At 68.1% G+C, this 25,506-nt stretch carries 22 protein-coding genes; 15 read left to right on the top strand and 7 right to left on the bottom strand.

The annotated features are described in order from the left end of the window. Positions 1-10: 10 nt before the first annotated feature. The 6 genes from mycP to ACZ6ZQ_RS22530 all read left to right on the top strand — a co-directional run bounded on the left by mycP (position 11) and on the right by ACZ6ZQ_RS22530 (position 5,172). Positions 11-1,255, top strand: coding sequence for a type VII secretion-associated serine protease mycosin (mycP, locus tag ACZ6ZQ_RS22555; RefSeq protein WP_469770299.1), 1,245 nt, complete (start codon positions 11-13; stop codon positions 1,253-1,255). 181 nt (positions 1,256-1,436) lie between these two features. Then, entirely contained in the window at positions 1,437-1,835 is a 399-nt protein-coding gene (locus tag ACZ6ZQ_RS22550) for a hypothetical protein (protein ID WP_469770298.1), read from the top strand. Positions 1,836-1,852: 17 nt separating this feature from the next. Further along, positions 1,853-3,205 (top strand): hypothetical protein, encoded by a 1,353-nt coding sequence (locus ACZ6ZQ_RS22545; protein ID WP_469770297.1) that lies wholly within the window; start codon positions 1,853-1,855, stop codon positions 3,203-3,205. A 66-nt stretch (positions 3,206-3,271) separates the two neighbouring features. Then, positions 3,272-4,438 carry a S8 family serine peptidase gene (locus tag ACZ6ZQ_RS22540; RefSeq protein ID WP_469770296.1) on the top strand — a complete coding sequence of 389 codons (1,167 nt, stop codon included), beginning with the start codon at positions 3,272-3,274 and terminating at the stop codon, positions 4,436-4,438. Positions 4,439-4,510: 72 nt separating this feature from the next. Next, positions 4,511-4,843 carry a hypothetical protein gene (locus tag ACZ6ZQ_RS22535; protein WP_453658904.1) on the top strand — a complete coding sequence of 111 codons (333 nt, stop codon included), beginning with the start codon at positions 4,511-4,513 and terminating at the stop codon, positions 4,841-4,843. Positions 4,844-4,860: 17 nt separating this feature from the next. Further along, positions 4,861-5,172: a WXG100 family type VII secretion target gene (locus tag ACZ6ZQ_RS22530; RefSeq protein ID WP_469770295.1), complete on the top strand. Its 312-nt coding sequence runs from the start codon at positions 4,861-4,863 to the stop codon at positions 5,170-5,172. Positions 5,173-5,252: 80 nt separating this feature from the next. Here ACZ6ZQ_RS22530 and ACZ6ZQ_RS22525 read toward each other — a convergent pair whose 3' ends face one another. From ACZ6ZQ_RS22525 to eccCa, 5 genes are all read right to left on the bottom strand, one after another. Continuing rightward, on the bottom strand, positions 5,253-5,486 hold the full coding sequence (locus tag ACZ6ZQ_RS22525) for a DUF397 domain-containing protein (protein WP_469770294.1): 234 nt from the start codon (positions 5,484-5,486) through the stop codon (positions 5,253-5,255). Between the two features lie 89 nt (positions 5,487-5,575). Next, positions 5,576-6,142 (bottom strand): hypothetical protein, encoded by a 567-nt coding sequence (locus ACZ6ZQ_RS22520; RefSeq protein ID WP_469770293.1) that lies wholly within the window; start codon positions 6,140-6,142, stop codon positions 5,576-5,578. Beyond that, positions 6,142-8,229 (bottom strand): hypothetical protein, encoded by a 2,088-nt coding sequence (locus ACZ6ZQ_RS22515; protein ID WP_469770292.1) that lies wholly within the window; start codon positions 8,227-8,229, stop codon positions 6,142-6,144. The genes ACZ6ZQ_RS22520 and ACZ6ZQ_RS22515 overlap by 1 nt, the downstream gene beginning before the upstream one ends. Positions 8,230-8,290: 61 nt before the next feature. Beyond that, entirely contained in the window at positions 8,291-8,740 is a 450-nt protein-coding gene (locus tag ACZ6ZQ_RS22510; protein WP_469770291.1) for a hypothetical protein, read from the bottom strand. A gap of 181 nt (positions 8,741-8,921) precedes the next feature. Beyond that, positions 8,922-12,887: a type VII secretion protein EccCa gene (gene eccCa, locus ACZ6ZQ_RS22505; protein ID WP_469770290.1), complete on the bottom strand. Its 3,966-nt coding sequence runs from the start codon at positions 12,885-12,887 to the stop codon at positions 8,922-8,924. 181 nt (positions 12,888-13,068) lie between these two features. On the opposite strand from eccCa, the gene eccD reads away from it, so the two are divergent. The 6 genes from eccD (at position 13,069) to ACZ6ZQ_RS22475 (ending at position 20,288) form a co-directional block, all read left to right on the top strand. Beyond that, entirely contained in the window at positions 13,069-14,538 is a 1,470-nt protein-coding gene (eccD, locus tag ACZ6ZQ_RS22500) for a type VII secretion integral membrane protein EccD (protein WP_469770289.1), read from the top strand. 266 nt (positions 14,539-14,804) lie between these two features. Next, entirely contained in the window at positions 14,805-15,092 is a 288-nt protein-coding gene (gene rpsO / locus ACZ6ZQ_RS22495) for a 30S ribosomal protein S15 (protein ID WP_322725099.1), read from the top strand. A gap of 338 nt (positions 15,093-15,430) precedes the next feature. Continuing rightward, positions 15,431-17,659 carry a polyribonucleotide nucleotidyltransferase gene (locus ACZ6ZQ_RS22490; protein WP_469770288.1) on the top strand — a complete coding sequence of 743 codons (2,229 nt, stop codon included), beginning with the start codon at positions 15,431-15,433 and terminating at the stop codon, positions 17,657-17,659. Then, positions 17,656-19,035 carry a M16 family metallopeptidase gene (locus ACZ6ZQ_RS22485; RefSeq protein WP_469770287.1) on the top strand — a complete coding sequence of 460 codons (1,380 nt, stop codon included), beginning with the start codon at positions 17,656-17,658 and terminating at the stop codon, positions 19,033-19,035. The genes ACZ6ZQ_RS22490 and ACZ6ZQ_RS22485 overlap by 4 nt, the downstream gene beginning before the upstream one ends. 39 nt (positions 19,036-19,074) lie before the next feature. Beyond that, entirely contained in the window at positions 19,075-19,827 is a 753-nt protein-coding gene (gene dapB, locus ACZ6ZQ_RS22480; protein ID WP_469770286.1) for a 4-hydroxy-tetrahydrodipicolinate reductase, read from the top strand. A gap of 8 nt (positions 19,828-19,835) precedes the next feature. Continuing rightward, entirely contained in the window at positions 19,836-20,288 is a 453-nt protein-coding gene (locus ACZ6ZQ_RS22475) for a hypothetical protein (protein ID WP_469770285.1), read from the top strand. Between the two features lie 46 nt (positions 20,289-20,334). On the opposite strand, the gene ACZ6ZQ_RS22470 is transcribed toward ACZ6ZQ_RS22475, so the two are convergent. Together ACZ6ZQ_RS22470 and ACZ6ZQ_RS22465 are read right to left on the bottom strand one after the other, a co-directional pair. After that, positions 20,335-20,892 (bottom strand): hypothetical protein, encoded by a 558-nt coding sequence (locus ACZ6ZQ_RS22470; protein ID WP_469770284.1) that lies wholly within the window; start codon positions 20,890-20,892, stop codon positions 20,335-20,337. A gap of 124 nt (positions 20,893-21,016) precedes the next feature. After that, positions 21,017-21,292 carry a hypothetical protein gene (locus ACZ6ZQ_RS22465; RefSeq protein WP_469770283.1) on the bottom strand — a complete coding sequence of 92 codons (276 nt, stop codon included), beginning with the start codon at positions 21,290-21,292 and terminating at the stop codon, positions 21,017-21,019. A 186-nt stretch (positions 21,293-21,478) separates the two neighbouring features. Between ACZ6ZQ_RS22465 and thyX the strand changes: the two genes are divergently transcribed. The 3 genes from thyX to ACZ6ZQ_RS22450 all read left to right on the top strand — a co-directional run bounded on the left by thyX (position 21,479) and on the right by ACZ6ZQ_RS22450 (position 25,116). After that, positions 21,479-22,216, top strand: coding sequence for an FAD-dependent thymidylate synthase (gene thyX / locus ACZ6ZQ_RS22460; RefSeq protein WP_469770282.1), 738 nt, complete (start codon positions 21,479-21,481; stop codon positions 22,214-22,216). A gap of 189 nt (positions 22,217-22,405) precedes the next feature. Continuing rightward, positions 22,406-23,305, top strand: a complete 900-nt coding sequence (gene dapA, locus ACZ6ZQ_RS22455) for a 4-hydroxy-tetrahydrodipicolinate synthase (protein ID WP_469770281.1) — start codon at positions 22,406-22,408, stop codon at positions 23,303-23,305. 125 nt (positions 23,306-23,430) lie between these two features. Next, complete coding sequence (locus tag ACZ6ZQ_RS22450; RefSeq protein ID WP_469770280.1) at positions 23,431-25,116, top strand: ribonuclease J; 1,686 nt, start codon at positions 23,431-23,433, stop codon at positions 25,114-25,116. The last annotated feature ends 390 nt before the right edge of the window (positions 25,117-25,506 follow it).

The raw sequence follows: 25,506 nt of genomic DNA, 5'->3' as shown, positions 1-25,506 counted from the left end.
GGGAACGTCAGTGACGTACCGCAGGACTGCCCTGCTCATCGCTGTGGTTCTCACCGGGCTGCCGGCGGCGCCGTCGGCAGCGCACGCGGAGGAACTCCCCGGCCGCCTCGGCATCGACGGCAGCGGCGAATGCACCTTCCCGATGAAGAAGCAGATCGCGAGCATCCCCTGGTCGCTCCAGCGGGTGCTCCTCGACGAGCTGTGGCAGGACACCAAGGGCAAGGGAATCCGGGTCGCCGTCATCGACACCGGCGTCGACGACGTCAACCCACAGCTCAAGTCCGCCGTGGACGCCTCCGTCGGCAAGGACTTCCTGAAGCCCGACAAGGACTCCCGGGACGACAAGCGCGGCAAGACCGACGGCACGGTCGACGAGGTCGGCCACGGCACCAAGGTCGCCGGCATCATCGCCGCCCGCCCCCGCAAGGGCACCGGCTTCGTCGGGCTCGCCCCCGAGGCGACGATCATCCCGATCCGCCAGAACGACGAGAAGAACAGCGGCAAGGCCGACTCGATGGCCGACGCGATCGACCACGCCATCGCCAAGAAGGCCGACGTCATCAACATCTCGCAGGACACGACTCAGCCGCTGACCCCGCAGTCGGACCTCGGCAAGGCGGTCGCGCGGGCGGTCGCACAGGACATCGTCGTCGTCGCGTCCGCCGGGAACGACGGCATGGACGGCAAGCTCAAGAACACCTATCCGGCCGCCTTCGACGGCGTACTCGCCGTCGCCTCCTCCGACCGCAACAACGAACGTGCCGCGTTCTCGCAGGCCGGTGAGTTCGTGGGCGTCGCGGCGCCCGGCGTCGACATCGTCTCCACCGTCCCCGGCGGCGGCCAGTGCGTCGACAACGGCACCAGCTTCTCCGCCCCGTACGTCGCCGGCGTCGCCGCCCTCCTGCGCGCCAAGCACCCGGCCTGGAAGGCGCACCAGATCGTCGCCCAGATCGAGCAGACCGCCGAGCGCAGCATCAACGGCCGCGACAACTTCGTCGGCTGGGGCGTCGTCGACCCGGTCCGCGCCCTGGCCGAGGACGACCGCCCCCTGGAGTCCCCCCGCCCGGACCCGGGCCCGCCGAAGCCCCCGGCCCCCGAGCCGGCGTATCTGACGCTCTCGGAGACCGCGCAGGAACGGGACGAGCGGTACGCGACGTACGCGCTCGGCATCGCCGGGGTCCTGGTCGCGGTGGTGGCGGGGACGGCGATCGTGGTGCGGGACACGGGGCGCCGGCGGCGCGGGCGTTTGCAATAGGGCAGGTGATGGCTGATGCCAGGGATGAGTACCAGTACTCATGTGGAGCCTGAGGGTGCATTGGATATGATCGCATTCACGAATGCGACAAGGGGGCGCTGAGGTGGACGGGCGGAACGGGGGCGCCGGCAAGCAGGGCCTGGAAGTCGGAAGTGTGACTCTCCAGAGCTTCCGGACCCGCATGGAGGAGCTTCTCAGCTCCCTGGAGAAGTCGCCGGCCGAGCACAAGAAGATCGGCGAGCAGAAGGTCACCGCGGACTCCTACGGCAACGGCTTCGCGGCGGCGACCGAACTCCACGCCGCGTACGAGAAGGTCCGCAGCCAACTGGAGGCGCTGACCAAGACGTTCGGCGAGACGATCGAGGCGATGGGAATCGCCGTGCACATCGCCGACAAGGGCTACGAGGGCGTCGACATCGAGGAGCGGGATCGCTTCGCGGCGATCCAGAAGCGCGCGAAGGAACAGTACGAAGGCGGCCCGGGCGCGACGCAGAGCGGTGCCGGCAAGGACGCAGCGAAGCCGCAGCAGCCGTCCGCTGACGCGGGCAACGACACCGGTGATTCCGGCGGATTCAGCTAAACGGGGGATACGGACACATGGCGGGTGGCGAGTTCGAGGGGAAGTCCCTGGATGCTCTGTACGCGATGATCGCGTCTGCCAAGCCAGGGGAACTCACCGGCGCCGGCGAGGCGTTGGCGGCTGCGGTGCCGAAGATTCTGGACATCGCCGCGGATCTGCGGCACTACGTCAGCCGGGTCAAGTGGGAGGGCGAGGGAGGCGAGGCCTTCCGCAAGTGGGGCGAGGGGATCGCCACCGAGACGCTGGTGCTCGGTGACTACACCAAGGTCGTCAGCGACGAGATGCAGCGCGCGGGCCAGGCGCTGACCGAGGCGCAGGCGGCCGTGCCGAAGCCCGCGGGTCAGTGCTTCGCGGACCCGGAGAAGGAGAAGGCCCGCATCGAGGCGGAGACCGGTCCGAAGCTCCAGGAGGCGATTCACCAGTTGGAGCGGCTGTCGTCGTACTACGAGGTGACGCAGAACCGGATGGGGGCGGAGCGGCAGCCGGAGTTCAAGCCGCCTGAGCTCCGCGTGAGCGAGTCGGAGCGTGCATACGGCTCAGGCGGCACCGGCTCGACAGTTCCTTCGGGAAGCGCGGCGTACGCAGGCGCAGCCTATGCGCCTGTGCAATCTGGTACGGCAGCTCCCCCGGGCAGTGCCGACAAGCAGGCTGTCGATTCGACGGTCCGCCGTCCGGTACCGCAGGAGACCTCTGCTGGCACGAATCTCGACTCCACCGGCCCCATCGCCCCGGAGGCGCCGACCCGACCTGGCCCGCAGGCTCCGGCGACGCCGCCGTCGACGGGCCCCAGCGCCCCACCGAGTCTCCCGCTGCCGCCGGTCACCCCGACTGTGGTCGGGCCTCAGACAGGCCGTGGTCCCCGTACGCCCACCACCGGTGGGCAAGGAGTACCGCGTCCCACGGTGCCCGGTCCAGGACAGCTGGGAGCAGCTCCGCCGCCCCGTGTTGGCGACGGCATCGTCGGCGGCAAGCAAATGCCCGGCCGTGCGGGTGGGCCGCCGAACGGACCGAGGCTTCCCATGGGCACCGTGATCGGCGAGGAGCGAAGCCCCCTCGGCCGTGGGCCCGCAGGCATGCCCGGCCACGGCGGCGTCGGTATGCATGGTGGCCCGGGTGCTGGTACGGGAGCGGGCGCCGGCCGCCGACTGGCAACTCAACCCGGTGGAATCGTTGGGACTCCTGCCACGTCTGGTGCCAGCGGCCGCACCGCATTCACACCCGGCGGTACAGGTCTCGTCCGTCCGGCTTCCTCGACGACTTCGGGTCAGGAGGAGCGCCGGAACTCCACGGGCCGCCCCGACTACCTGGCGGAAGACGAGGAGACGTGGGCCATGGGTCAGCGCAAGATCGTCCCTCCCGTCATCGACTAGGAGTTCCTGTAAATGTCCCCCCTTGCCCGAGCCTTGCGTAGCCGTGCGATCGGTCTACTGGGTGCCATGACGACTGTTGTCGCGGCCTGGACTGTCGCGGCGCCCGCCGCGCAGGCCGACGACATGCGCTCACGTCAGTGGTACCTGGACGCGATGAAGGCTGACGAGCTGTGGAAGGTCTCCACAGGCAAGGGGATGACCGTTGCAGTGCTCGACACTGGCGTGGACTCAACGGTGTCGGAGTTGCACGGAAAGGTGCTGCCTGGTCGTAATTTCTACGATGCGGGAGGCGGTGGCGGTCGCACGGACAACCAGGACACTGAGCGACACGGCACCAACATGTCCATCGCCATTGCCGGCAACGGGGCTAACGGTGGCATCAAAGGGGTCGCGCCCGACGCGAAAATCCTGCCTGTGAAGGTGGGGGACAACGCTTTCTTTGGGTGGAAGCCCACCGCCATGGGGATTCGTTATGCGGTGGACAACGGCGCCCGTGTCATCAACATTTCCTTGAGTGGCTCAGACGCCGACGCGGAAAGTCTGCAAGCCGCGGTTGACTATGCCCGAAAGAAGGGGGTTCTCATATTCGCGGGTTCTGGCAACTCGGGCATTGAGACTCACCGGGCCTACCCCGCTGTTCTCCCAGGCGTGATCGCAATCGGAGCCCTCGACACCAAGGGCAAAGTGGCGAAGTTCTCCGACTACGGTGACCATCTCGCTCTCGCCGCTCCGGGAGTATCGATGCCCGGCCGGTGCACCGACAACAAGAACACCTACTGCGAATTCACCGGCACCAGCCATGCCACCGCCATCGCCTCCGGCTCCGCCGCCCTCATCTGGTCCGCCCACCCCAACTGGACCGCCAACCAGGTCCTGCGCGTCATGATGGAGACCGCGGGCCACAACGGCCCCGTCCCCAGCAAGTACATCGGCTACGGCTCCATCCGCCCCGCCCAGGTCCTCCTGGAGGGCAAGGGAAACCCCGGGCCGCCCGATGTGAACCCGCTGCTCGCCGCGCGAGCGAGTGCGTCACCCACACCCAAGACTTCCCCCTCTCCTGAGAGCACGGGGGCAAGCGGCAATGGCCAGGCCCAGCAGCCCAAGGCGCCTGAGGCGGCGGCCAAGGCCGACGAGAGCGGGTTCCCGCTCTGGGGCATCGCCGCGAGTGCAGCCGTCGCCGTCGCCGTCATCGGCGCCTTCGTGGCGGTGAGCGTACGCAACAGGAGAGCGTAGCCAAACGCACGGAGATCCACCTGGCCGGAGTCTGCCGGCCGGGTCAGGGATATCGAGAATGAGGAGCTCCATATGACCAGCCCCGCAGGTGGGTTCGGACTTGCCGACGATCCGGTAACCAAGGCGAAGATCAAGATCGCTCAGACCGGTGAGGCGGTGACCAAGCAGGCCCGCGAGCTGGCCAACATCATCGAGACGGTCAGCGCCGGCTGGACCGGTGCGGGCGCCGGCGGCTTCAAGACCGCCCAGGTCGTGATCAACGAGGACCATGACGAGATCCGACGGCTGCTCCGGGTTCTCTACAACGCCGTTGCCGAGACCAAGAACCTCAGCAACGCCAATGACCAGGAAGTGGACGACGTGTTCAAGGCCGCCGCAGCCAAGTCCGGCCTGAACAACGTCTGAATCCCAAGGAGCAGAAGATGTCCGGAATTGACCAGGGCGGTACCAAGGTTCGGTACGACAGCGTTCAGGAGATCGCGAACCGTATCCGCGTCGTATCGCAGAACATCATCAAGGACCTTGAGGAGATGGACAGTGCCCTCAAGGTCGTCACCGGTACCTGGGACGGTGAGGCTCATCAGGGGTACGTGGACCTCCAGAAGAAGTACAAGGCCAAGGCGGAGGATATGAGGGACCGCCTGGAGGTCGTCGCGAAGTTGGTGGAGCAGGGCAAGGACAGCTACCGCTCCACGGACATCAAGGCGTCGCGGCTGTTCACCGAGGCCTTCTGACGACCGCCCGGACCCACGCCGAAGGGGCATGCTCTCCACAGAGCGTGCCCCTTTCGTATTCCGCGTCGATCCACGTCAGCTCACTGCAGGTCGAACTCCCCGTCACGGGCGCCCAGAACGAAAGCCTGCCACTCGGCCTCGGTGTACCGCAGCACGGTGTCCGGGTCGACGGACGACCGCATGGCCACGGCCCCGCCCGGCAGATACGCGATCTCGACCCGCTCCTCGTCGGGAGTGGTGCCCGGCGCGCCGTGCCACTCCACCCCGCTGATGTCGAGCGCGTACAGCTCGTCCTTCTCCTGCTGAGTGCCCATGAGGCGCCCTTCCTTCCCAAGGTGGTGGTACGGCGTTGCGGATCAATTATCCGTGCTTCGAGGCTTGTGGGCAGGCGGTACCGAGCAAGTCACCCCTTGCCGCAGTTCAGCGTCTTGACGGTCTCCGTCATGTAGGTGCGCATGAACGCCTCGATCGCGGGCCGCAGATCGGGCTTGGTGGAGGAGGCACGCGAGACGAACATTCTGAGGGTGAAGTTGTCCGCCTTCTCCGACTTGCACGGGGTGGTGGCGATCGCACCCTGGTTGGCAACCACGGAGTCCGAGAAGCCCAGATCAACATGTGTCGCACCGTCGAGGCGCCCTCCGCCGGCGTTCTTGGCCGCTGACTTCAACAGTTCCCCTGCCGTGCCCGTGTGCCACGAGAAGGTGAGCTGCAGCGCACGTTTTCCGTCCACGGCGATCACGCAGGGCGCGTACCAGCCGCTGTCCCAGTCAACCCTGTTGTCTTCGGAGATCTCGCCTGGCTCGAGCAGCGGCCGCGTGAGGCTGGAATCGATCCTGGTACCGCAGATCGTGTCCGGGACCTCATCTGCTTTGTTGAAGGGTGAGCCGCTGCACGCGTTCAGCGAGGCCAGGCACATGACTGTGAGGCCGACGGTCGCCATCATCCGTGCCGGAGGCCGATTGGCGCTCATCAGCTTGCCTTCCCTGCTGCTGCCTCGCGTGCCCGTGCGGCACCTGTCATGGCAGCCTCGTCGACATCCTCTTGGTGCTGGGTCTTCTCGGCGCCACTTGGATCGTGCGTCTTGGACCACTCGTCGGCAAGCGCCATCAGTTGGAGGTTCCGGTTCTTGGAGGCTTCGTAGGCGGCGTCGGCGTGCTCGGCGTCGATCTTCTTCTGCTCGTCCTCCGTCCACTTCTCCGTCACGTAGTCGAACCCGCCCTGGACGAGGTCCCCACCGACGGGGAGGTAGCCGATAAGCTGGTCAAACATCCACTTCTCCTCGAACTCCGCGGTCTCTGCGTCGCCCACCGCCTTGATACGGGCCTCTTCCAGGAAGCCCACGGTCCGACCCGCGTGGATGAGCGAGGCCTCGGGTTCCTTCTGACCGGCCGCGTGAATTTCCGTCACCATGGCGTGGCTGATGCCGGCGTTGAGGGTCTGGTATGCCTTGTCGTCCTTGGAGACTTGCTCGATGACCGCGAAGAGTTTGTTCTGCTCGATCCCGGCCTCGCGCATGTCGATACTGCTCGCCGACTGGTGCACCGTGGCTCCGTGGTTCGCCAGGATCTTTGACGTTGGTTCCCGCAGCGATTCCGGAAACGTGTCACCGGCCTCGGCGAAGTGCGTGATCGCGTTCTTGAAAACCGCCACGTTGTCAGCAGAATGCTTGACGTACTTCGCATTACTGTCCGACGGATCCATCCCCGTCGCCCCCGCCACCAGCGCCGCTCCGAGCCCCGCCCGCTCGTCCCCGTCCAGCGCCGGCGAGTAGTGCGTGGCGTTACCGACCTCCTTGGCCTCCAGCACCACCTCCCAGTCGCGCTTCATGAGGTGTGCCATACGGTCGTCGTCCTTGAGGAACGACGCCGACGCCGCAGGGTCATGACTCATGACACCCAGCAGGCCGTCCATGGGGTCATTGGCGAACCAGCCGTCCTCCTTACCGCTGTAGTCGCCCTTCATGACCCAGACGTCCGTGCCGTCCTTCTCGGCCTTGATGATGTCGTCGCCGATGTCGTGCAGGAATTGCTTCGAATACCCGTCACCCTGCTGCATCAGCGTGACCAGCGACTGGTATCCCCGTGCCTTCTCCAGTCGCAGGTCCGTGAACGACGTGCTGTACCGCTCCATACCGGCTTTCTGCAGGTCGGATCGGAACTTCTGGTAGAAGTCCGACTTCGGGTTCTGCGTGGCGGAAGCCAGCGAACTCGCCAGCCCCTTCTCCAACGCCGCGTAGTCGCCCTTGTTCTTCACGTCCTTGACATGGATCAGGTCGTTCAGCTTGTTGGTGAACTCGATCGTTCCCTTGGCCCCGAGTCCGTTGAGGAGGGTCTGGCTGAACGCGGCAGTGCCGGAGTTGTCCCGGAACGCGCGCTTGAGCTCCGCCATCTCCGCCGCGGAGACGTCCTTGCCGCTGGTGATCCGGGTCGCGATGTCCTCGGCGTTCTGGGCCTCGTACACCTCGATGTCGCCCGTGGCCCGGCCGTTGAAGCCGACGCCGAGCGTCGCGTCGTTCTTGTCGCCGTAGCTGTCGGTCACGGCGGCCTCGAGGGCGAGCTTGACGCCCTGGTCGGCGTCGTCCACCGCGCGGACGCAGTCGTCGATGCGCTTCTGCCATGACGCGACCGCCTTGTGGCAACTGTCCCGGTAGTCGCGATCGTGGACGTAGGCCTGGTGCTCTCCCTTGGTGAGCTTGCTTGTGTCGAAGCTGACATGGCCCTGTTCGGAGACTGCCATTCCGGCTTTCACGGCTTCCGCACGCGACGACTCGAGCCGCTTCTTGAGGTCAATGAACTGATCGCGGGCATCGCGCAGCAGCGAGGCGATGGCCTTCGCCTGGATCTGGGCCGCGGAGTACTCGTATCGCGTTCCGGCGAAGTTCGTGTGGGCCGCGTCCGCGCTGACGCCGGACCAGCTGGGACCCATCGTGATCTTCTGGACGGAGTCCCTGTAGAGGTCCTCCATCTTCTTGATCTCACCCGCCATGGCGTCCCATTTACCAGCCGTCGTGGTGAGCTGGCCGAAGTTCGTGTTCATGACCTCGTAGTACGTCAGCATCCGTTCCCCCGTCAGAGTCGTTCGGCGGTATGTCCAGGTCCTCCGTCGCCATGAGCAAGGCTCACATCCCGTCGAGCCCCGACCTCGGCTTCGCCAGCGGCGTGAACTGCGAATGGATACCGATATCGGTCCTCGCGAAGTAGCCGGAGGCCACGCGCAAGTTGTTCATCTCCGATTCCAGTCGCCCCATGAGGACCTTGACCTGCTGATCCCACGTCGTCTGGACCTTCTTCAGCCCCGCCGCCGTATTCCAGCCGTCAAAAGCCTTGATGGCGTTGTTGGACTCCTCGTCCGCCCACACCGTGGCGGTCCCCGTCCCCGGCTTGAGCTCGGTCTCGATCGTGTTCGCCGCGGCGTACTTCTCCGCCGGCGTCGACGCCATGTCCTGCTTTCCGCCAGGCAGCCCCGCGGGACCGCCACCCGTCCCGTTCAGCCGCATACTCGCCGCGTGCTCTGACTGCCGGGCCGCAGACTCCGCCCGCGCCGATGTCCACTCCTGCTCGAAGCTCATGCTTCCTCCCCGTTCCGATGTACCCACCGGGCCGGAACCCGGCGGCTTCCTGCACCCTCAACACGGCACTCGTTGAGTCCCTCACCGCGGCCCTCAGCGCGCGGCACTCGTCGAGTCCCTCACCGCGGCACTCACCGCGCGGCACTCGTCGAGTCCCTCACCGAGTCCCTCACCGCGCTCCTCACGCATCCGGCAACCGCCCGGTCTGCACCAGCGACGCCCCCCGCCTGCGCGAGGCGAAGTACCCACGCCCCGGCGGCATCGCATGCGGACGTACGTTCCCGATCAGGTCGCCCTCGGACGGGTCGCCCGACAGCACCACACCCTGCGCCCCGAGCTCCTTGATGCGCTGCATGAACGCCTCGTACATGGAGCGCGAAGCCCCCGCCGAGTTGCGCGCGATGATGAAGCGGACGCCGGTGTCCCGGGCGAAGGGCAGATACTCGGCCAGCGGGCCGAGCGGGTTGCCGGAGCTCGTCGAGACCAGGTCGTAGTCGTCGACGATGATGAAGACCCGCGGCCCCGTCCACCAGCTGCGGTCGCGCAACTGCTGGGGGGTGACGTTGTCCGGGGGCTGCCTGCGCGAGAACACGCCGGCCAGGGCCTCCATGTGCGTCTGCATCGAGTTGGCCATGGGCGCGTACTCGAGCAGATGGCTTTCCGGCAGTGATCCGAGCAGCGCCCGCCGGTAGTCGCCGACGACGATCTTCGCCTCGTCCGGGGAGTACCGCTCGGCGATCTGCTTGGCCATGAGACGCAGGAGATTCGTCTTGCCGGACTCGCTCTCACCGAAGATCAGGAAGAACGGGTCCGTCTCGAAGTCGACGAACACCGGCTCCAGGTTGGTCTCGTCGATGCCGATCGCGATTCCGTGCTGCGGGAATTCGAAGCCCTTCGGCAGCTGATCCGCGCGGAGCATGCGCGGCAGCAGGCGGACACCCGGCGCCGCGGGACCCGTCCAGCCGGCCTTCACCGCCTGCACGAACGCCTGCGTGCCCTCCGCGAGATCACCCGAGCCGCTCGATCCGTCGATCCGCGGCAACGCCCCCATGAAGTGCAGCTTCTCCGGCACCTGGCCGCGTCCCGGCACTCCCGTCGGCACGTTCGCGGCGACCTTGCGGTCGAACTCGGAGTCCATGACGTCACCGAGGCGCAGTTCCAGACGGCCCAGCATCTGGTCCTTCAGGGCCGCGCGCACCTCCATGTAGCGCGCGGCCGTGATGACGACATGGATGCCGTAGCCGAGGCCGCGCGCCGCGAGGTCCGCGACGACCGGCTCCAGGCCCTCGTAGTCGTTCTTGAAGCCGCCCCAGCCGTCGATGACGAGGAACACATCGCCCCAGGCCTCGCTCGGCAGCTCGCCCGCGGCTCGCTTGCGCCGGTAGGTGGCCATCGAGTCGATCGAGTGCGCGCGGAAGAACTCCTCGCGCCGGTTCAGTACGCCCGCGACCTCGGCGACCGTACGCCGCACCCGCTCCGGGTCCAGCCGGGACGCGACTCCACCGACATGCGGCAGGTCCGCGAGCGAGGCCAGACCGCCACCGCCGAAGTCCAGTGCGTAGAACTGCACTTCGTGCGGCGTGTGGGTCAGGGAGAACGACGAGATCATCGTCCGCATCAGCGTCGACTTGCCGGACTGCGGACCACCGACGACCATCATGTGGCCGGCGGCACCGGAGAAGTCCCGGTACAGCACCTCGCGCCGCTGCTCGAACGGCTTGTCGATCAGACCCAGCGGCACGACCAGCCCGCCGGGGCGCGTGTACTCGGTCGCCGTCAGCCCGCGGTCCGCGGTCTGTGCGAGCCCCGGCAGCAACTGGTCCAGCGACGGGGCCTGGTCCAGCGGCGGCAGCCACACCTGGTGGGCGGGCACGCCCTGCCCCTCCAGCCTGCGCACGATCACATCGAGCACGGTGTCCGCGAGTGCGTCGTCCTCGCTGTCGCGGGACGCGGCGAGATACGCCGGGTCGGGCGCCGCGTACACCACCGGCACCGGCGCCGCCGTGAAGACAGCCGGCCGCCGCTCGACCGGCAACTGGTCCGCCGACAGCCGCGGCCCGTCCGTACGGTACGTACCCGACACGTACGCCGCCTTGAAGCGGGTCATCTCGTCCGTGCCGAACTTCAGATAGCCCGAACCGGGCACCGACGGCAGGTGGTACGCGTCCGGCACGCCGATCGCCGTACGCGACTCCGCCGCCGAGAACGTCCGCAGACCGATCCGGTACGACAGATACGTGTCCAGGCCGCGCAGCTTGCCCTCCTCCAGACGCTGCGAGGCGAGCAGCAGATGCACACCGAGCGACCGGCCGATGCGGCCGATCTGGATGAACATGTCGATGAAGTCCGGCTTGGCGGTGAGGAGTTCGGAGAACTCGTCGATGACGAGGACCAGTGAGGCCAGCGGCTCCAGCGGGGCACCGGCCGCGCGTGCCTTCTCGTAGTCGTGGATGTTGGCGTAGTTGCCCGCGGAGCGGAGCAGCTCCTGGCGACGCTGCAGCTCACCGCGGATCGCGTCACCCATGCGGTCGACCAGCGTCAGATCGTCGGACAGGTTGGTGATGACGGCGGCCACATGCGGCATCTGCGACATGCCGGCGAAGGTCGCGCCACCCTTGAAGTCCGCGAGGACGAAGTTCAGCGTCTCGGAGGAGTGCGTCACCGCGAGACCGAGCACCAGCGTGCGCAGCAGCTCCGACTTTCCGGAACCCGTCGCACCCACACACAGACCGTGCGGGCCCATGCCCTCCTGCGCGGCCTCCTTGAGGTCCAGCATCACCGGCTGGCCGTCCTCGCCGACACCGATCGGCACCCGCAGCCGCTCCGCGGTCGACCGCGGCCGCCAGGTACGCGCCACGTCCACCGATGCCGCGTCGCCCAGATTCAGCAGATCCGTGAAGTCCAGGTTGGCGAGCAGCGGCTCGTCGTCGTCGCCCCCGCCCATGCGCAGCGGTGCCAGCTGCCGCGCCAGCGCCTCGGCGGCCGGCAGCGAGATGCCGTCCGGCAGACCCTCGTACGCCACGCCGGCACCGGATTCCAGCCGCAGCCGGCCGGGCCGTACGACCACCGAGAGGCCGCCGCGCGGCTCGTCCAGCTCGCCCTGCACCACTTCGACGATGGTGACGCCCTGCAGTCCCTCGGCCGCCGCGAACTGCGAGTCCGGCGGCACCAGACCCCGAGGGGAATCACTGTCCAGCACCACCACGATGTGCGGCTGGTCCAGCACCGGCTGGCTGTCCCGGCCGAACCGCGGCCGCCCGTCCAGCCTGCTGCGCAGCAGCTCCTCCAGCTCGCCCAGGTCGTCGCCGAACAGCCGCTTCGTACCGGCCCCGTCGATCTGACCCGGCACCTGCGTGTGGGGCAGCCACTTCGTCCAGTCCCAGCGCGCCACCGCACCCGGCGCGGCCACCACCGCGACCATCAGATCCTCGGGGGAGTGCAGCGTCACCAGCTGCGACACCAGCGCGCGGGCCGCCGCATGCGCCGGCTCCGGCTCCCCGGACACCGTCACGTGGTAGAACGCCCGCATCGACACGGCCATCGGCAGCCCGTCCAACGAGCCGTGCACCGCCAGGAACTGCTGCATCGCGCCCGCGCACAGCGGCTCCAGCTCATCCACTGGAGCCGTGTCCGGAGCGATCAGCGGCGTCGACAGCTGCTGCGCGCCGAGCCCCATCCGTGCCTGACCGAAGTCCTTGTCGCCGACCCGCCGTTCCCAGACCCGCGAACCCTCGGCGACCACCGACCACAGCTGCTCGGGCGAGGGGTGCAGATACAGCTGCGCGTCGCGCTGCCTGCGCGCCGTCCTGCGGACCGTACGCCGGGTCTTCGCGAGGTATTTGAGGTAGTCGCGCCGGACATCGGCAATTTGCCCCTGCGTACCCTTCCGGAACCGGACGAGCTGCGCGATGGCCATGGCGACCGTCGACACGAGCATCAGAATGCCCATGATCCGCATGAACGGATGGGCGTTCGGCATGAAGAAGAAGACCACCGAAGAACCCATGCCGAGCATCGGCAGGAGCTGCATCAGCATGGACTCCTGCTGGCCCCGCGGCAGTTCGGGCGGGGACTCGAGGGTCAGCTCCTCGGTGGGCACTTCCGGGGGAAGGGAGCGCGGCGGGCGTTTGACGACGATCTGGCTCACCGGAACATCAATCCCTTGATACGGATGAGTCGGAGGTCGGATTCCGCACCGGCGCCCCCGCTGACTGCCTCTGCTTCGCGGGCCTTCCCGCGCGGCGATGATCCTACTTGCAGGCAGGAGAACCATGTCCCGGTAGGGTTGCCGCGCATCGTGCGCAACCGCGAATCAGGGGGTCCCACACGTGAGTACGACCGCAGCGACCGGCTTCTGCCGCGTCACTGTCGTGGCACCGGACAGCCGTATCGACGTCGCCCTCCCCGAGGACATCGCTGTCGCCGACGTCTACCCGGAGGTCCTCCGGCTCACCGGCCAGACGCAGCCCGCCGGCACCCCCACCGGCTACCACCTGGTCCGCCGTGACGGCACCGTCCTCGACGGCGCCCGGTCGCTCGCCGCCCAGCAGGTGCTCGACGGCGAGGTGCTCAGTCTGCGGCCGTTCGCCCAGTCGCTGCCGCCCGCGGTCTTCGACGACGTCTCCGACGCGGTCGCCTCCGCCGTCACCCGCGACCGTCATCTGTGGAGCGACGACCTGCTGCGCGGCGCCGGACTCGTCGGCGGGGTGCTGCTGCTCGTCCTCATGGGTTTCGTGCTCTGGTTCGCCGACCCCGTCCGGCACGACATGCACAGCCTGCCCGGCATCGTCGCGGGCGCGGCCGGTCTCCTGCTGACCGCGTTCGCCGGCGTACGGGCCCGGGTGTACAGCGACCGGGCCACCGCGGTCGCCCTCGGGCTCGGCGCCCTTCCGCTGCTGCTGATCGCCGGCTCCGGGATCATCGGCCAGGAGCCCGGTCACGGGCCCGGCCGGCTCCAGTTCCTGCTCGGTTGTGTGACCGTGCTGGTCGCCTCGGTCGCCCTGGTCGCGCTCACCCCGAGCGGGGACGCCCCGTTCGTCGCCGCCACCTTCGTGGCCACCGTCGGCACCCTGGCGACCTTCGTCATGATCCTCACCGCGGCCTCGGCCACCATGACCGCCGCGGTCTGCGCCCCCACGGCCATCGGCCTGGTCGCCTTCCTGCCCGGCCTCTCGGCCCGCTTCGCCCGGCTCCCCATCGGCTACGCCTCCCCGCACAGCGCCACCGACGACGACTTCCACACGGACCCGAACGCGACCCCCCAGGCCCAGCCCGTCGACGCCGAGCGCATCGCCGCCCAGGCCCGGCGGGGCCACGAGATGCTGCTCGGCCTGGTCGGCGGCTGCGCCGCGGTCGTCGTCGGCTCCGCCGCCGTCCTGGGTTTCGCCGGCAACGTCTGGGGTCAGATCCTCACGCTCGCCGCGGGACTCGCGATGCTGCTGCGCGCCCGGCTCTTCCGGTACACCTCGCAGGTCGCCTGCGTCCTGGTCGCCGGCCTCGCCTCGATCGCCCTGCTGGTCCTCGGCCTCTCCCTGAAGCCGCCGTCCGACCTGGTCAGGGACCTGCTGGTGTACGGGGACCGGGGCGGCCTCGACATCCGTACGATCTGGCTGACCGCCGCCGTCGCCGCCGGAGCGGCCCTGATCACCGCGATCGGCCTGATCATCCCGAGGAAGGGCCTCTCGCCCTTCTGGGGCCGGCTGCTCGACCTCACCGAGGGGCTCGTGCTGCTCTCGCTGGTCCCGCTCTGCCTGGCCGTACTGGACGTCTTCGACCGGGCCCGGTCCCTGACCAGCTAGAGCCTGTCCGGCCGGGGCGAGCGCGAGGTGAGCACGAGGCGAGCGCGGGGCGGACCGACCCGGACCGGCCCAGGACCAGGGCCGGTCCCGGGCCGGTCGGCGGGACTGGTACGCTGTGTGACGGCCGTTTGTGTACGCGTACCCCGGAACGTCGAAATTCTGGAGTGCAGCGCCCATCGTGCCTTCGCCTCCGAGTCACGGAAGCTCCCCTGAGACCAAGACCAGGGGCACTCGTGGGCGCATCGAATCACCAAGAGGAGTACCGAGTGTCTCTCGACGCCGCTACGAAGAAGCAGATCATGGCCGAGTTCGGCACCAAGGAGGGCGACACCGGCTCCCCCGAGGTCCAGGTTGCGATGCTCTCCCGCCGCATCTCGGACCTGACCGAGCACCTCAAGACCCACAAGCACGACCACCACTCCCGCCGTGGTCTGCTGATCCTGGTCGGCCAGCGTCGCCGTCTGCTGCAGTACCTGGCCAAGAAGGACATCCAGCGCTTCCGTACGCTGGTCGACCGTCTCGGCATCCGCCGCGGTGCGGCGGGCGCGAAGTAAGACGCCGTGAAGGGAGCGGTTCCCACTCTGAGGGGGCCGCTCCCTTTGCTGTACGTGCGGTCTTGCGGCAAACCTCAGTAATCTGGTCGCACAACGCAATATCGCAGTACCTGAGGTACGCAGTACCCGAAGTAACGCATTACCCCTGAAGTACGCAGTACCGAAAACGCAATACCGAACGAGGAGGAGCGCCCCTCCGCCGCCGGTCCTCGGTAGTGGCCCCCGGAACCCATCACCCGGGTGCTTCGATCGAAGACCGGCCCGCACACAAGGCGCGCTTCTCCGCCACCGTCCCCCCGCCACACGGGCCGGGAGACGCAGACGAGGAGATATCGCTAGTGGAGAACGAGACCCACTACGCCGAGGCCGTCATCGACAACGGCTCCTTCGGCACCCGTACCATCCGCTTCGAGACGGGCCGCCTGGCCAAGCAGGCCGCCGGTTCCGCCGTGGCGTACCTGGACGACGACACCATGGTGCTGTCGGCCACCACCGCGTCCAAGAACCCCAAGGACCAGCTGGACTTCTTCCCTCTGACGGTCGACGTCGAGGAGCGGATGTACGCCGCGGGCAAGATCCCCGGTTCCTTCTTCCGCCGTGAGGGCCGCCCGTCCGAGGACGCGGTCCTCACCTGTCGCCTGATCGACCGCCCGCTGCGCCCGTCCTTCAAGAAGGGCCTGCGCAACGAGATCCAGATCGTCGAGACGATCATGGCGCTCAACCCCGACCACCTGTACGACGTGGTCGCGATCAACGCCGCCTCCTGCTCCACGCAGCTGGCCGGCCTGCCCTTCTCCGGCCCGATCGGCGGCACCCGTGTCGCGCTGATCAACGGCCAGTGGGTGGCCTTCCCGACCCACACCGAGCTCGAGGACGCCGTCTTCGACATGGTGGTCGCGGGCCGCGTCCTGGAGGACGGCGACGTCGCGATCATGATGGTCGAGGCCGAGGCCACCGAGAAGACCATCGAGCTGGTCAAGGGCGGTGCCGAGGCGCCGACCGAGGAGGTCGTCGCCGCCGGTCTCGAGGCCGCGAAGCCCTTCATCAAGGTCCTCTGCAAGGCCCAGGCCGACCTCGCCGCGAAGGCCGCCAAGCCGACCGGCGAGTTCCCGGTCTACCTCGAGTACCAGGACGACGTCCTGGAGGCTCTCGCCGCCTCGGTCAAGGACGAGCTCTCCCAGGCGCTGACCATCGCGGGCAAGCAGGAGCGCGAGGCCGAGCTGGACCGCGTCAAGGGTCTGGCCGCCGAGAAGCTGCTCCCGCAGTTCGAGGGCCGCGAGAAGGAGATCTCCGCCGCGTACCGCTCGCTGACCAAGTCCCTGGTCCGTGAGCGCGTCATCAAGGAGAAGACGCGCATCGACGGCCGTGGCGTCACGGACATCCGTACGCTCGCCGCCGAGGTCGAGGCCATCCCGCGCGTGCACGGCTCGGCCCTGTTCGAGCGTGGCGAGACCCAGATCCTGGGCGTCACCACCCTCAACATGCTCCGCATGGAGCAGCAGCTGGACACCCTTTCCCCGGTGACCCGCAAGCGCTACATGCACAACTACAACTTCCCGCCGTACTCCGTCGGTGAGACCGGCCGCGTCGGTTCGCCGAAGCGCCGCGAGATCGGCCACGGCGCCCTCGCCGAGCGCGCCATCGTGCCGGTGCTGCCGACGCGCGAGGAGTTCCCGTACGCGATCCGTCAGGTGTCCGAGGCCCTCGGCTCCAACGGCTCGACGTCCATGGGCTCGGTCTGCGCCTCCACCATGTCGCTGCTGAACGCCGGTGTGCCGCTGAAGGCCCCCGTCGCCGGTATCGCCATGGGTCTGATCTCCCAGGAGATCGACGGCCAGACGCACTACGTCGCCCTCACCGACATCCTCGGTGCGGAGGACGCCTTCGGTGACATGGACTTCAAGGTCGCCGGTACCAAGGAGTTCGTCACCGCCCTCCAGCTCGACACCAAGCTGGACGGCATCCCGGCCTCCGTCCTGGCCGCGGCCCTCAAGCAGGCCCGCGACGCCCGCCTCCACATCCTCGACGTGATGATGGAAGCGATCGACACCCCGGACGAGATGTCCCCGAACGCCCCGCGGATCATCACCGTCAAGATCCCCGTGGACAAGATCGGTGAGGTCATCGGCCCCAAGGGCAAGATGATCAACCAGATCCAGGAGGACACCGGCGCCGAGATCACGATCGAGGACGACGGCACCATCTACATCGGTGCCGCCGACGGCCCGGCCGCCGAGGCCGCCCGCGCCACGATCAACGGCATCGCCAACCCGACCATGCCGGAGGTCGGCGAGCGCTACCTGGGTACGGTCGTCAAGACCACGACCTTCGGTGCGTTCGTCTCCCTGCTCCCGGGCAAGGACGGCCTGCTGCACATCTCGCAGATCCGCAAGCTCGCCGGTGGCAAGCGCGTGGAGAACGTCGAGGACGTGCTCGCGGTCGGCTCCAAGGTGCAGGTCGAGATCGCCGAGATCGACCAGCGCGGCAAGCTCTCCCTCATCCCCGTGATCGCGGACGAGGACGCTGCCGGCGACGACGCCGAGAAGAAGGACGACACCGACAAGTGACGTCCCGTAGTTCCAGGACGACGGCCCGCACCTCCTCGGAGGCGCGGGCCGTCGCCCGTACCCAAACGCTTCTCCAGGGCGAGCACGGCATCGGCACGGTCCGCCGCACGGTCCTCCCCGGGGGCCTGCGCATCGTCACCGAGACGCTGCCGTCCGTACGCTCCGCCACCTTCGGCATCTGGGCGCACGTCGGCTCCCGGGACGAGACCCCGTCGCTGAACGGCGCGACGCACTATCTGGAGCACCTCCTCTTCAAGGGCACGCACAAGCGCACCGCCCTCGACATCTCCGCCGCGATCGACGCGGTCGGCGGCGAGATGAACGCCTTCACGGCGAAGGAGTACACCTGCTACTACGCGCGCGTCCTCGACACCGATCTGCCGCTCGCGATCGACGTCGTCTGCGACATGCTCACCGGCTCGCTGATCCTCGAGGAGGACGTCGACGCCGAGCGCGGCGTCATCCTCGAAGAGATCGCGATGACCGAGGACGACCCGGGCGATGTCGTCCACGACCTCTTCGCGCACACCATGTTCGGCGACACCCCGCTCGGCCGCCCGGTCCTCGGCACCGTCGACACCATCAACGCGCTGAACCGCTCGCAGATCGCCCGCTTCTACAAGAAGCACTACGACCCGACGCACCTGGTCGTCGCGGCCGCGGGCAACATCGACCACGCCACGGTCGTACGCCAGGTCCGCAAGGCTTTCGACAAGGCCGGCGCGCTGTCCCGTACGGACGCCGCACCGGTCGCCCCGCGCGACGGCCGGCGGACGGTCGGGACGGCGGGCCGGGTCGAGGTGCTGGGCCGCAGGACCGAGCAGGCCCATGTCGTCCTCGGCATGCCGGGCCTGGCCCGGAACGACGATCGCCGGTGGGCGCTCGGCGTACTGAACACGGCCCTCGGCGGCGGCATGTCGTCCCGTCTCTTCCAGGAGGTCCGGGAGAAGCGCGGCCTGGCCTACAGCGTGTACTCGTACACCTCGGGCTTCGCCGACTGCGGCCTCTTCGGCGTCTACGCGGGCTGCCGGCCCAGCCAGGTCCACGACGTGCTGAAGATCTGCCGCGGCGAGCTCGACCGGGTCGCGAACGAGGGACTGTCGGACGACGAGATCGGCCGCGCCATCGGCCAGCTCGCCGGATCGACCGTCCTCGGTCTCGAGGACACCGGCGCGCTGATGAACCGCATCGGCAAGAGCGAGCTGTGCTGGGGCTCCCAGATGTCGGTCGACGACATGCTGGCGAACATAGCCGCGGTCACTCCAGACGACGTCCGCGCGGTCGCCCGTGAGGTCCTGGGACAGCGCCCCTCGCTGTCGGTGATCGGCCCGCTGAAGGACAAGCAGGCGGACCGCCTGCACGAATCCGTCTCGTAGATCCGTCTCGTAGATCCGTCTCCCAGGGAGAGCAGAGCAATGAGCAAGCTGCGCGTGGCCGTCCTCGGCGCCAAGGGCCGTATCGGCTCCGAGGCGGTACGAGCCGTCGAAGCCGCCGACGACATGGAACTGGTCGCCGCGCTGGGCCGGGGCGACAAGCTGGAGACCCTGGCCGAGACCGGCGTCCAGGTCGTGGTCGAACTGACCACCCCCGCCTCGGTGATGGGCAACCTCGACTTCTGCGTGCGCCACGGCATCCACGCCGTCGTCGGCACCACCGGCTGGACGGACGAGCGCCTCGCGCATCTGCGCACCTCGCTCGACGCATCCCCCGAGACGGGCGTGCTGATCGCGCCCAACTTCTCCATCGGCGCCGTGCTCACCATGAAGTTCGCCGCCCAGGCCGCGCGCTACTTCGAGTCGGTCGAGGTCGTCGAGCTGCACCACCCGAACAAGGCGGACGCCCCGTCGGGCACCGCCACCCGCACCGCCCAGCTGATCGCGGAGGCCCGCGCCGAGGCCGGCTGCGACCCGCAGCCGGACGCGACCGTCACGGCCCTGGACGGCGCGCGCGGCGCGGACGTCGACGGGGTGCCGGTGCACGCCGTACGGCTCCGCGGTCTCCTCGCCCACCAGGAGGTCCTGCTCGGCGGCGAGGGCGAGACCCTCACCATCCGCCACGACTCCCTGCACCACAGCAGCTTCATGCCGGGCATCCTGCTCGGCGTGCGCCGCGTGGTGACCACCCCCGGGCTCACCTTCGGCCTCGAACACTTCCTCGATCTCGGCTGAGTGCTCGTATGCGCGCGAAACTCTCGTACTTCGTCACGGCCGCCGTCCTGGTCGTCTACTTCGTCCTGGTCGGCAGCCGCGGCGTGATGCTGATCCAGCACGGCACCGCGCTCACCGTCACTTTCGGTGCCGCAGTGCTGATCCTGCCGGTGATCGGTGTCTGGTTCCTCTGGAAGAACACCCAGTTCGTCAAGAAGGCGAACGCCCTCGCCGCCGAACTGGACGCCGAGGGCGGACTGCCGGTCGACGAGCTGGTCCGTACCCCCGGCGGACGTATCGACCGCGACTCGGCGGACGCCGTCTTCGCCAAGCGCCGCGCGGAGACCGAGGACTCGCCCGACGACTGGCGCTGCTGGTTCCGGCTGGCCGTCGCGTACCACGACGCCCGGGACACCCCGAGAGCCCGCAAGGCGATGCAGCGCGCGATCGCGCTTCACGAGGGGAAGCCCGTCATGCCCTGACGGGCGCGTGGCTCAGATGGTTCGGGGTCTCGGGGCCCGTGCGGAATCAGGCGGAGTGCGTGGGCCGGTACTCCGCGCCCCACGCCTCGACCGTGTCGGCCGCCCGGTCGAACGCCTCGATACGCGACAGGAAGTCGGCGTTGTGGTCGGTGAGCAGCGGAAGCTGCTCACCACCTTCGCGTACGAGCATGAGCGCCTGCCCCTGCACCGTGCGGGGCAGCCCCAGCCAGCGCACCGGCTGCTGCACCGTACGCAGCGCCGTGACCTGTACCCATGGCACGGTGCTGGTCGAGAAGAAGCCCACCCGCCGCAGTCCGTGCCTGCTCACCCAGGTGCCGATGCGCAGCAGCCGAAGCGCCGCGCCGATCATCAGCGTCGCGAGACCGAAGCACACTCCCGCACCCGGCAGCGCACCGGCGAACGCGATGACCATCGCGGCCAGCAGCACGAACGACGCGAGCAGCAGGGTCAGGGCCGCCGCTCCGACCCGCCACGGGCCCGGACGGTACGGCCGGCGCCACTGATCATGGTCGTCGAACGGCAGCGCGACGCCTTCGTCCGTAGCGTCAAAGGCGCGGTCCGCCGTCAGGAAGGGCAGGGGCACGGCTGATCCTCACTCGTCACCACGATGGGGTTGTGCCCGGTGAGGCTACCGAGGCGGTCAACCCCCGACCACCCCCGGGGGTCCATGGGGGTACCTCCCACGCCTGTCAGGGCAGCGGGGAGCGTCAGCGGCCGTCGGCGGACTCGGGCTGCTGCGCTTGGGAAGGCGCCTTGGGAGCTGCCGGGGAGCTCAGCGCCGGCATGCCGAAGAGCAGCGACCCGGCCAGCCCGGCCACAACGGTCAGTCCGATCAGCGTACGGCCTACGAGCTGGGAGCCGCTGGGACGCTCTCTGGGCGGGGGAGTGACGTTGCTGCGGAAGCGGTCGGCCTCGGCGACGAATGCGAACGGAACGGCCTCGCGCGTGGGGGCACCTCCCGGCGGTAGCTGGGGGAGGAACATGGGCGCAGGTCTCCTCATCTGGTGGCGGAACGTGGTTACTGGTACAGACGAGCAGAACCGGCATTTGGTGCCCGATTCCGGTGAATTGACCGAGGAACATCGGGACGGCCCGCCCCGGCCGTCGTTGTCAGTGGCGAGCCGTAGAGTGGGCGCCGACCGAGCGATGCAACTGGAAGGACCCCGCCGGTGACCGAGATCCCCGCCGACATCAAGCCCAGCTTCCGCAGCGATGTCACCGTCGAGCTGGTGAAGCACACCGCCGGCGACTCCGACGTGCTGTGGGCGGCCCGGGTCTCCACCGCGGGCGAGCAGTCCCTGGAAGAGATCTCCAAGGACCCGGAGCGTTCCAAGGGGCTCATCAACTATCTGATGCGGGACCGTCACGGCAGCCCCTTCGAGCACAACTCGATGACCTTCTTCATCAACGCCCCGATCTTCGTCTTCCGCGAGTTCATGCGGCACCGCGTGGGCTGGTCGTACAACGAGGAGTCCGGGCGCTACCGGGAGCTTCAGCCCGTCTTCTACGTCCCGGACGAGTCGCGCAAGCTCGTCCAGGAGGGCCGCCCCGGAAAGTACGTCTTCGTCGAGGGCACCCAGGCGCAGCAGGAGCTCACCGGCCGGGTGATGGAGGACTCGTACCGCCAGTCGTACGAGGCGTACCAGGAGATGCTCGCGGCCGGTGTCGCACGCGAGGTCGCCCGCGCGGTCCTGCCCGTCGGGCTCTACTCGTCCATGTACGCGACCTGCAACGCACGCTCGCTCATGCACTTCCTCGGCCTTCGCACCCAGCACGACCTGGCGAAGGTGCCGTCCTTCCCGCAGCGGGAGATCGAGATGGTCGGCGAGAAGATGGAGGAGCACTGGGCGAAGCTCATGCCGCTCACCTACGCCGCCTTCAATGCCAACGGGCGCGTCGCTCCGTAGAGCACAGATGTACGGTCAGCCTTACTCGGTGTCCGTATTGCGGCGTTTCGAGAAGTTCATCTAGGCTGATCAAACGGACCCGGCACTGCTTGAACCCCCGAGCAGGCAGTGCCGGGCTCCACTGACCACGGCATACGTCACGTCCCCCAAGGGGACCCTACGCGCTGAGCAGCGAGTAGCGTGTTACCCATGGCTCCGATCTCCACTCCGCAGACCCCCTTCGGGCGGGTCCTCACCGCCATGGTCACGCCGTTCACGGCGGACGGCGCACTCGACCTCGACGGCGCGCAGCGGCTCGCCACCCACTTGGTGGACGCAGGCAACGACGGCCTGATCGTCAACGGCACCACCGGCGAGTCGCCGACCACGAGTGACGCGGAGAAAGACCAGCTCGTACGAGCCGTCCTCGATGCCGTGGGCGATCGCGCCCATGTCGTCGCCGGGATCGGTACCAACGACACCCACCACAGCATCGAGCTCGCCCGCGCCGCCGAGCGCGCCGGCGCGCACGGCCTGCTGGCTGTCACGCCGTACTACAACAAGCCCCCTCAGGAGGGCCTGTACCGGCACTTCTCGGCCATCGCCGACAGCACCGGCCTCCCCGTGATGCTGTACGACATCCCCGGCCGCAGCGGCGTCCCCATCGACACCGAGACGATCGTCCGCCTCGCGGAGCACCCGCGCATCGTCGCCAACAAGGACGCCAAGGGCGACCTCGGCCGCGCCAGCTGGGCCATCGCCCAGAGCGGCCTCGCCTGGTACTCGGGCGACGACATGCTCAACCTCCCGCTCCTCTCGGTCGGCGCCGTCGGCTTCGTCTCCGTGGTCGGCCATGTCGTCACCCCCGAGCTGCGCGCCCTCGTCGACGCGTACACCGCGGGCGACGTGCAGAAGGCCACCGAGATCCACCAGAAGCTGCTCCCGGTCTTCACCGGCATGTTCCGGACGCAGGGCGTCATCACCACCAAGGCGGCACTCGCCCTCCAGGGCCTGCCCGCCGGCCCGCTGCGCCTCCCGCTCGTCGAGCTCACCGAGGCCGAGACCGCCCAGCTCAAGATCGACCTCGCCGCGGGCGGGGTACAGCTGTAACCACAGACTTCACAACTGAATACGTACCAACCGAAGAAACCGCACAGACGACAACAGCAAGTGCACGAATGTCATGCGCGCCACGTGCCCAAGCGGTACGTGGCGCGTGTGGTGAGGAGAGTCTTTTGAGTCATCCGCATCCTGAACTCGGCGCCCCGCCGAAGCTGCCCAAGGGCGGCCTGCGTGTCACCCCGCTCGGCGGTCTCGGCGAGATCGGCCGGAACATGACGGTCTTCGAATACGACGGCCGACTCCTGATCGTCGACTGCGGCGTCCTCTTCCCCGAGGAGGAGCAGCCCGGCATCGACCTGATCCTGCCGGACTTCACCACGATCAGGGACCGCCTCGACGACATCGAGGGCATCGTGCTCACGCACGGCCACGAGGATCACATCGGCGGTGTCCCCTACTTGCTCCGGCTGAAGCCGGACATCCCGCTGATCGGCTCCAAGCTGACCCTCGCCCTGATCGAGGCCAAGCTCCAGGAGCACCGCATCCGCCCGTACACCCTCGAAGTCGCCGAGGGAAACCGCGAGCGCATCGGCCCCTTCGACTGCGAGTTCATCGCGGTCAACCACTCCATCCCGGATGCCCTGGCCGTCGCCATCCGCACCCCTGCGGGCATGGCCGTCCACACGGGCGACTTCAAGATGGACCAGCTCCCCATGGACGGCCGTCTCACGGACCTGCACGCCTTCGCGCGCCTGAGCGAGGAAGGCATCGACCTCCTGCTGGTCGACTCGACCAACGCCGAGGTCCCCGGCTTCGTCCCCGCCGAGCGCGACATCTCGAACGTGCTGCGCGGGGTCTTCGCGGGCGCCCAGAAGCGCATCATCGTGGCCAGCTTCGCCAGTCACGTCCACCGCATCCAGCAGATCCTCGACGCGGCCCACGAGTACGGTCGCAGGGTCGCCTTCGTCGGCCGTTCCATGGTCCGCAACATGGGCATCGCCCGTGACCTGGGTTACCTCAGGGTCCCGGCGGGTCTGGTCGTGGATGTGAAGACCCTCGACGATCTTCCGGACGACGAAGTCGTGCTGGTCTGTACGGGCTCCCAGGGCGAGCCGATGGCTGCCCTCTCCCGTATGGCCAACCGGGACCATCAGATCCGCATCGTCCAGGGCGACACGGTCATCCTGGCCTCGTCCCTCATCCCGGGTAACGAGAACGCCGTCTACCGGGTGATCAACGGTCTCACCCGTTGGGGTGCGAACGTCGTCCACAAGGGCAACGCCAAGGTCCATGTATCGGGCCACGCCTCGGCCGGCGAGCTGCTGTACTTCTACAACATCTGCAAGCCGAAGAACCTGATGCCGGTCCACGGCGAATGGCGACACCTGCGCGCCAACGCCGAACTCGGCGCCATGACGGGCGTTCCCAAGGACCGCATCGTCATCGCCGAGGACGGCGTGGTCGTCGACCTGATCGACGGCAAGGCCAAGATCACCGGCAAGGTCCAGGCGGGGTATGTGTACGTCGACGGCCTTTCCGTCGGCGATGTCACCGAGGTCCACCTGAAGGACCGTCGCATCCTCGGCGACGAGGGCATCATCTCGGTGTTTGTCGTGGTCGACTCGACGACCGGCAAGATCGTGGGCGGCCCGAACATCCACGCCCGTGGCTCCGGCATCGAGGACTCCGCCTTCGACGCGGTGATCCCGAAGATCGACGAAGCCATCAACAAGTCCGCTGCCGATGGCGTCTCCGAGCCTCACCAGCTGCAGCAACTCATCCGCCGGTCGGTCGGCAAGTGGGTCTCCGACACCTACCGCCGGCGCCCGATGATCCTCCCGGTCGTCGTGGAGGTCTGACACCGGATCTGGCGCCAGAACTGACACCAGAACTGACGCCTGGTGAAGTGATCTTGGAGCGGGGCGACCTCGATTTGCATCGGCCGCCCCGCTCCAGTACGTTTACGGCTCCGCCTGAGGGAAACCCGGCGCACTGGTGTGCGCTCGGAACGTTCGCTCAACGGGGCGGAAATTCCGACTCAGAATCTCTGATAAAGTCGGATCAGCCGAAAGGCAAAAGGCCCTCCAACGGCCACCGGAAACGAAATCCGAACCGGAAACGGAACGGAAAAGAACCTGGTAAGGTTGGAAACATCGAAGGGAAGCGCCCGGAGGAAAGCCCGAGAGGGTGAGTACGAAGGAAGCGTCCGTTCCTTGAGAACTCAACAGCGTGCCAAAAATCAACGCCAG

Source organism: Streptomyces sp. NPDC053673 (assembly GCF_055585225.1).
Note: the sequence above shows the minus strand (reverse complement) of the source record. Positions and strands in the feature narration are given on the sequence as shown.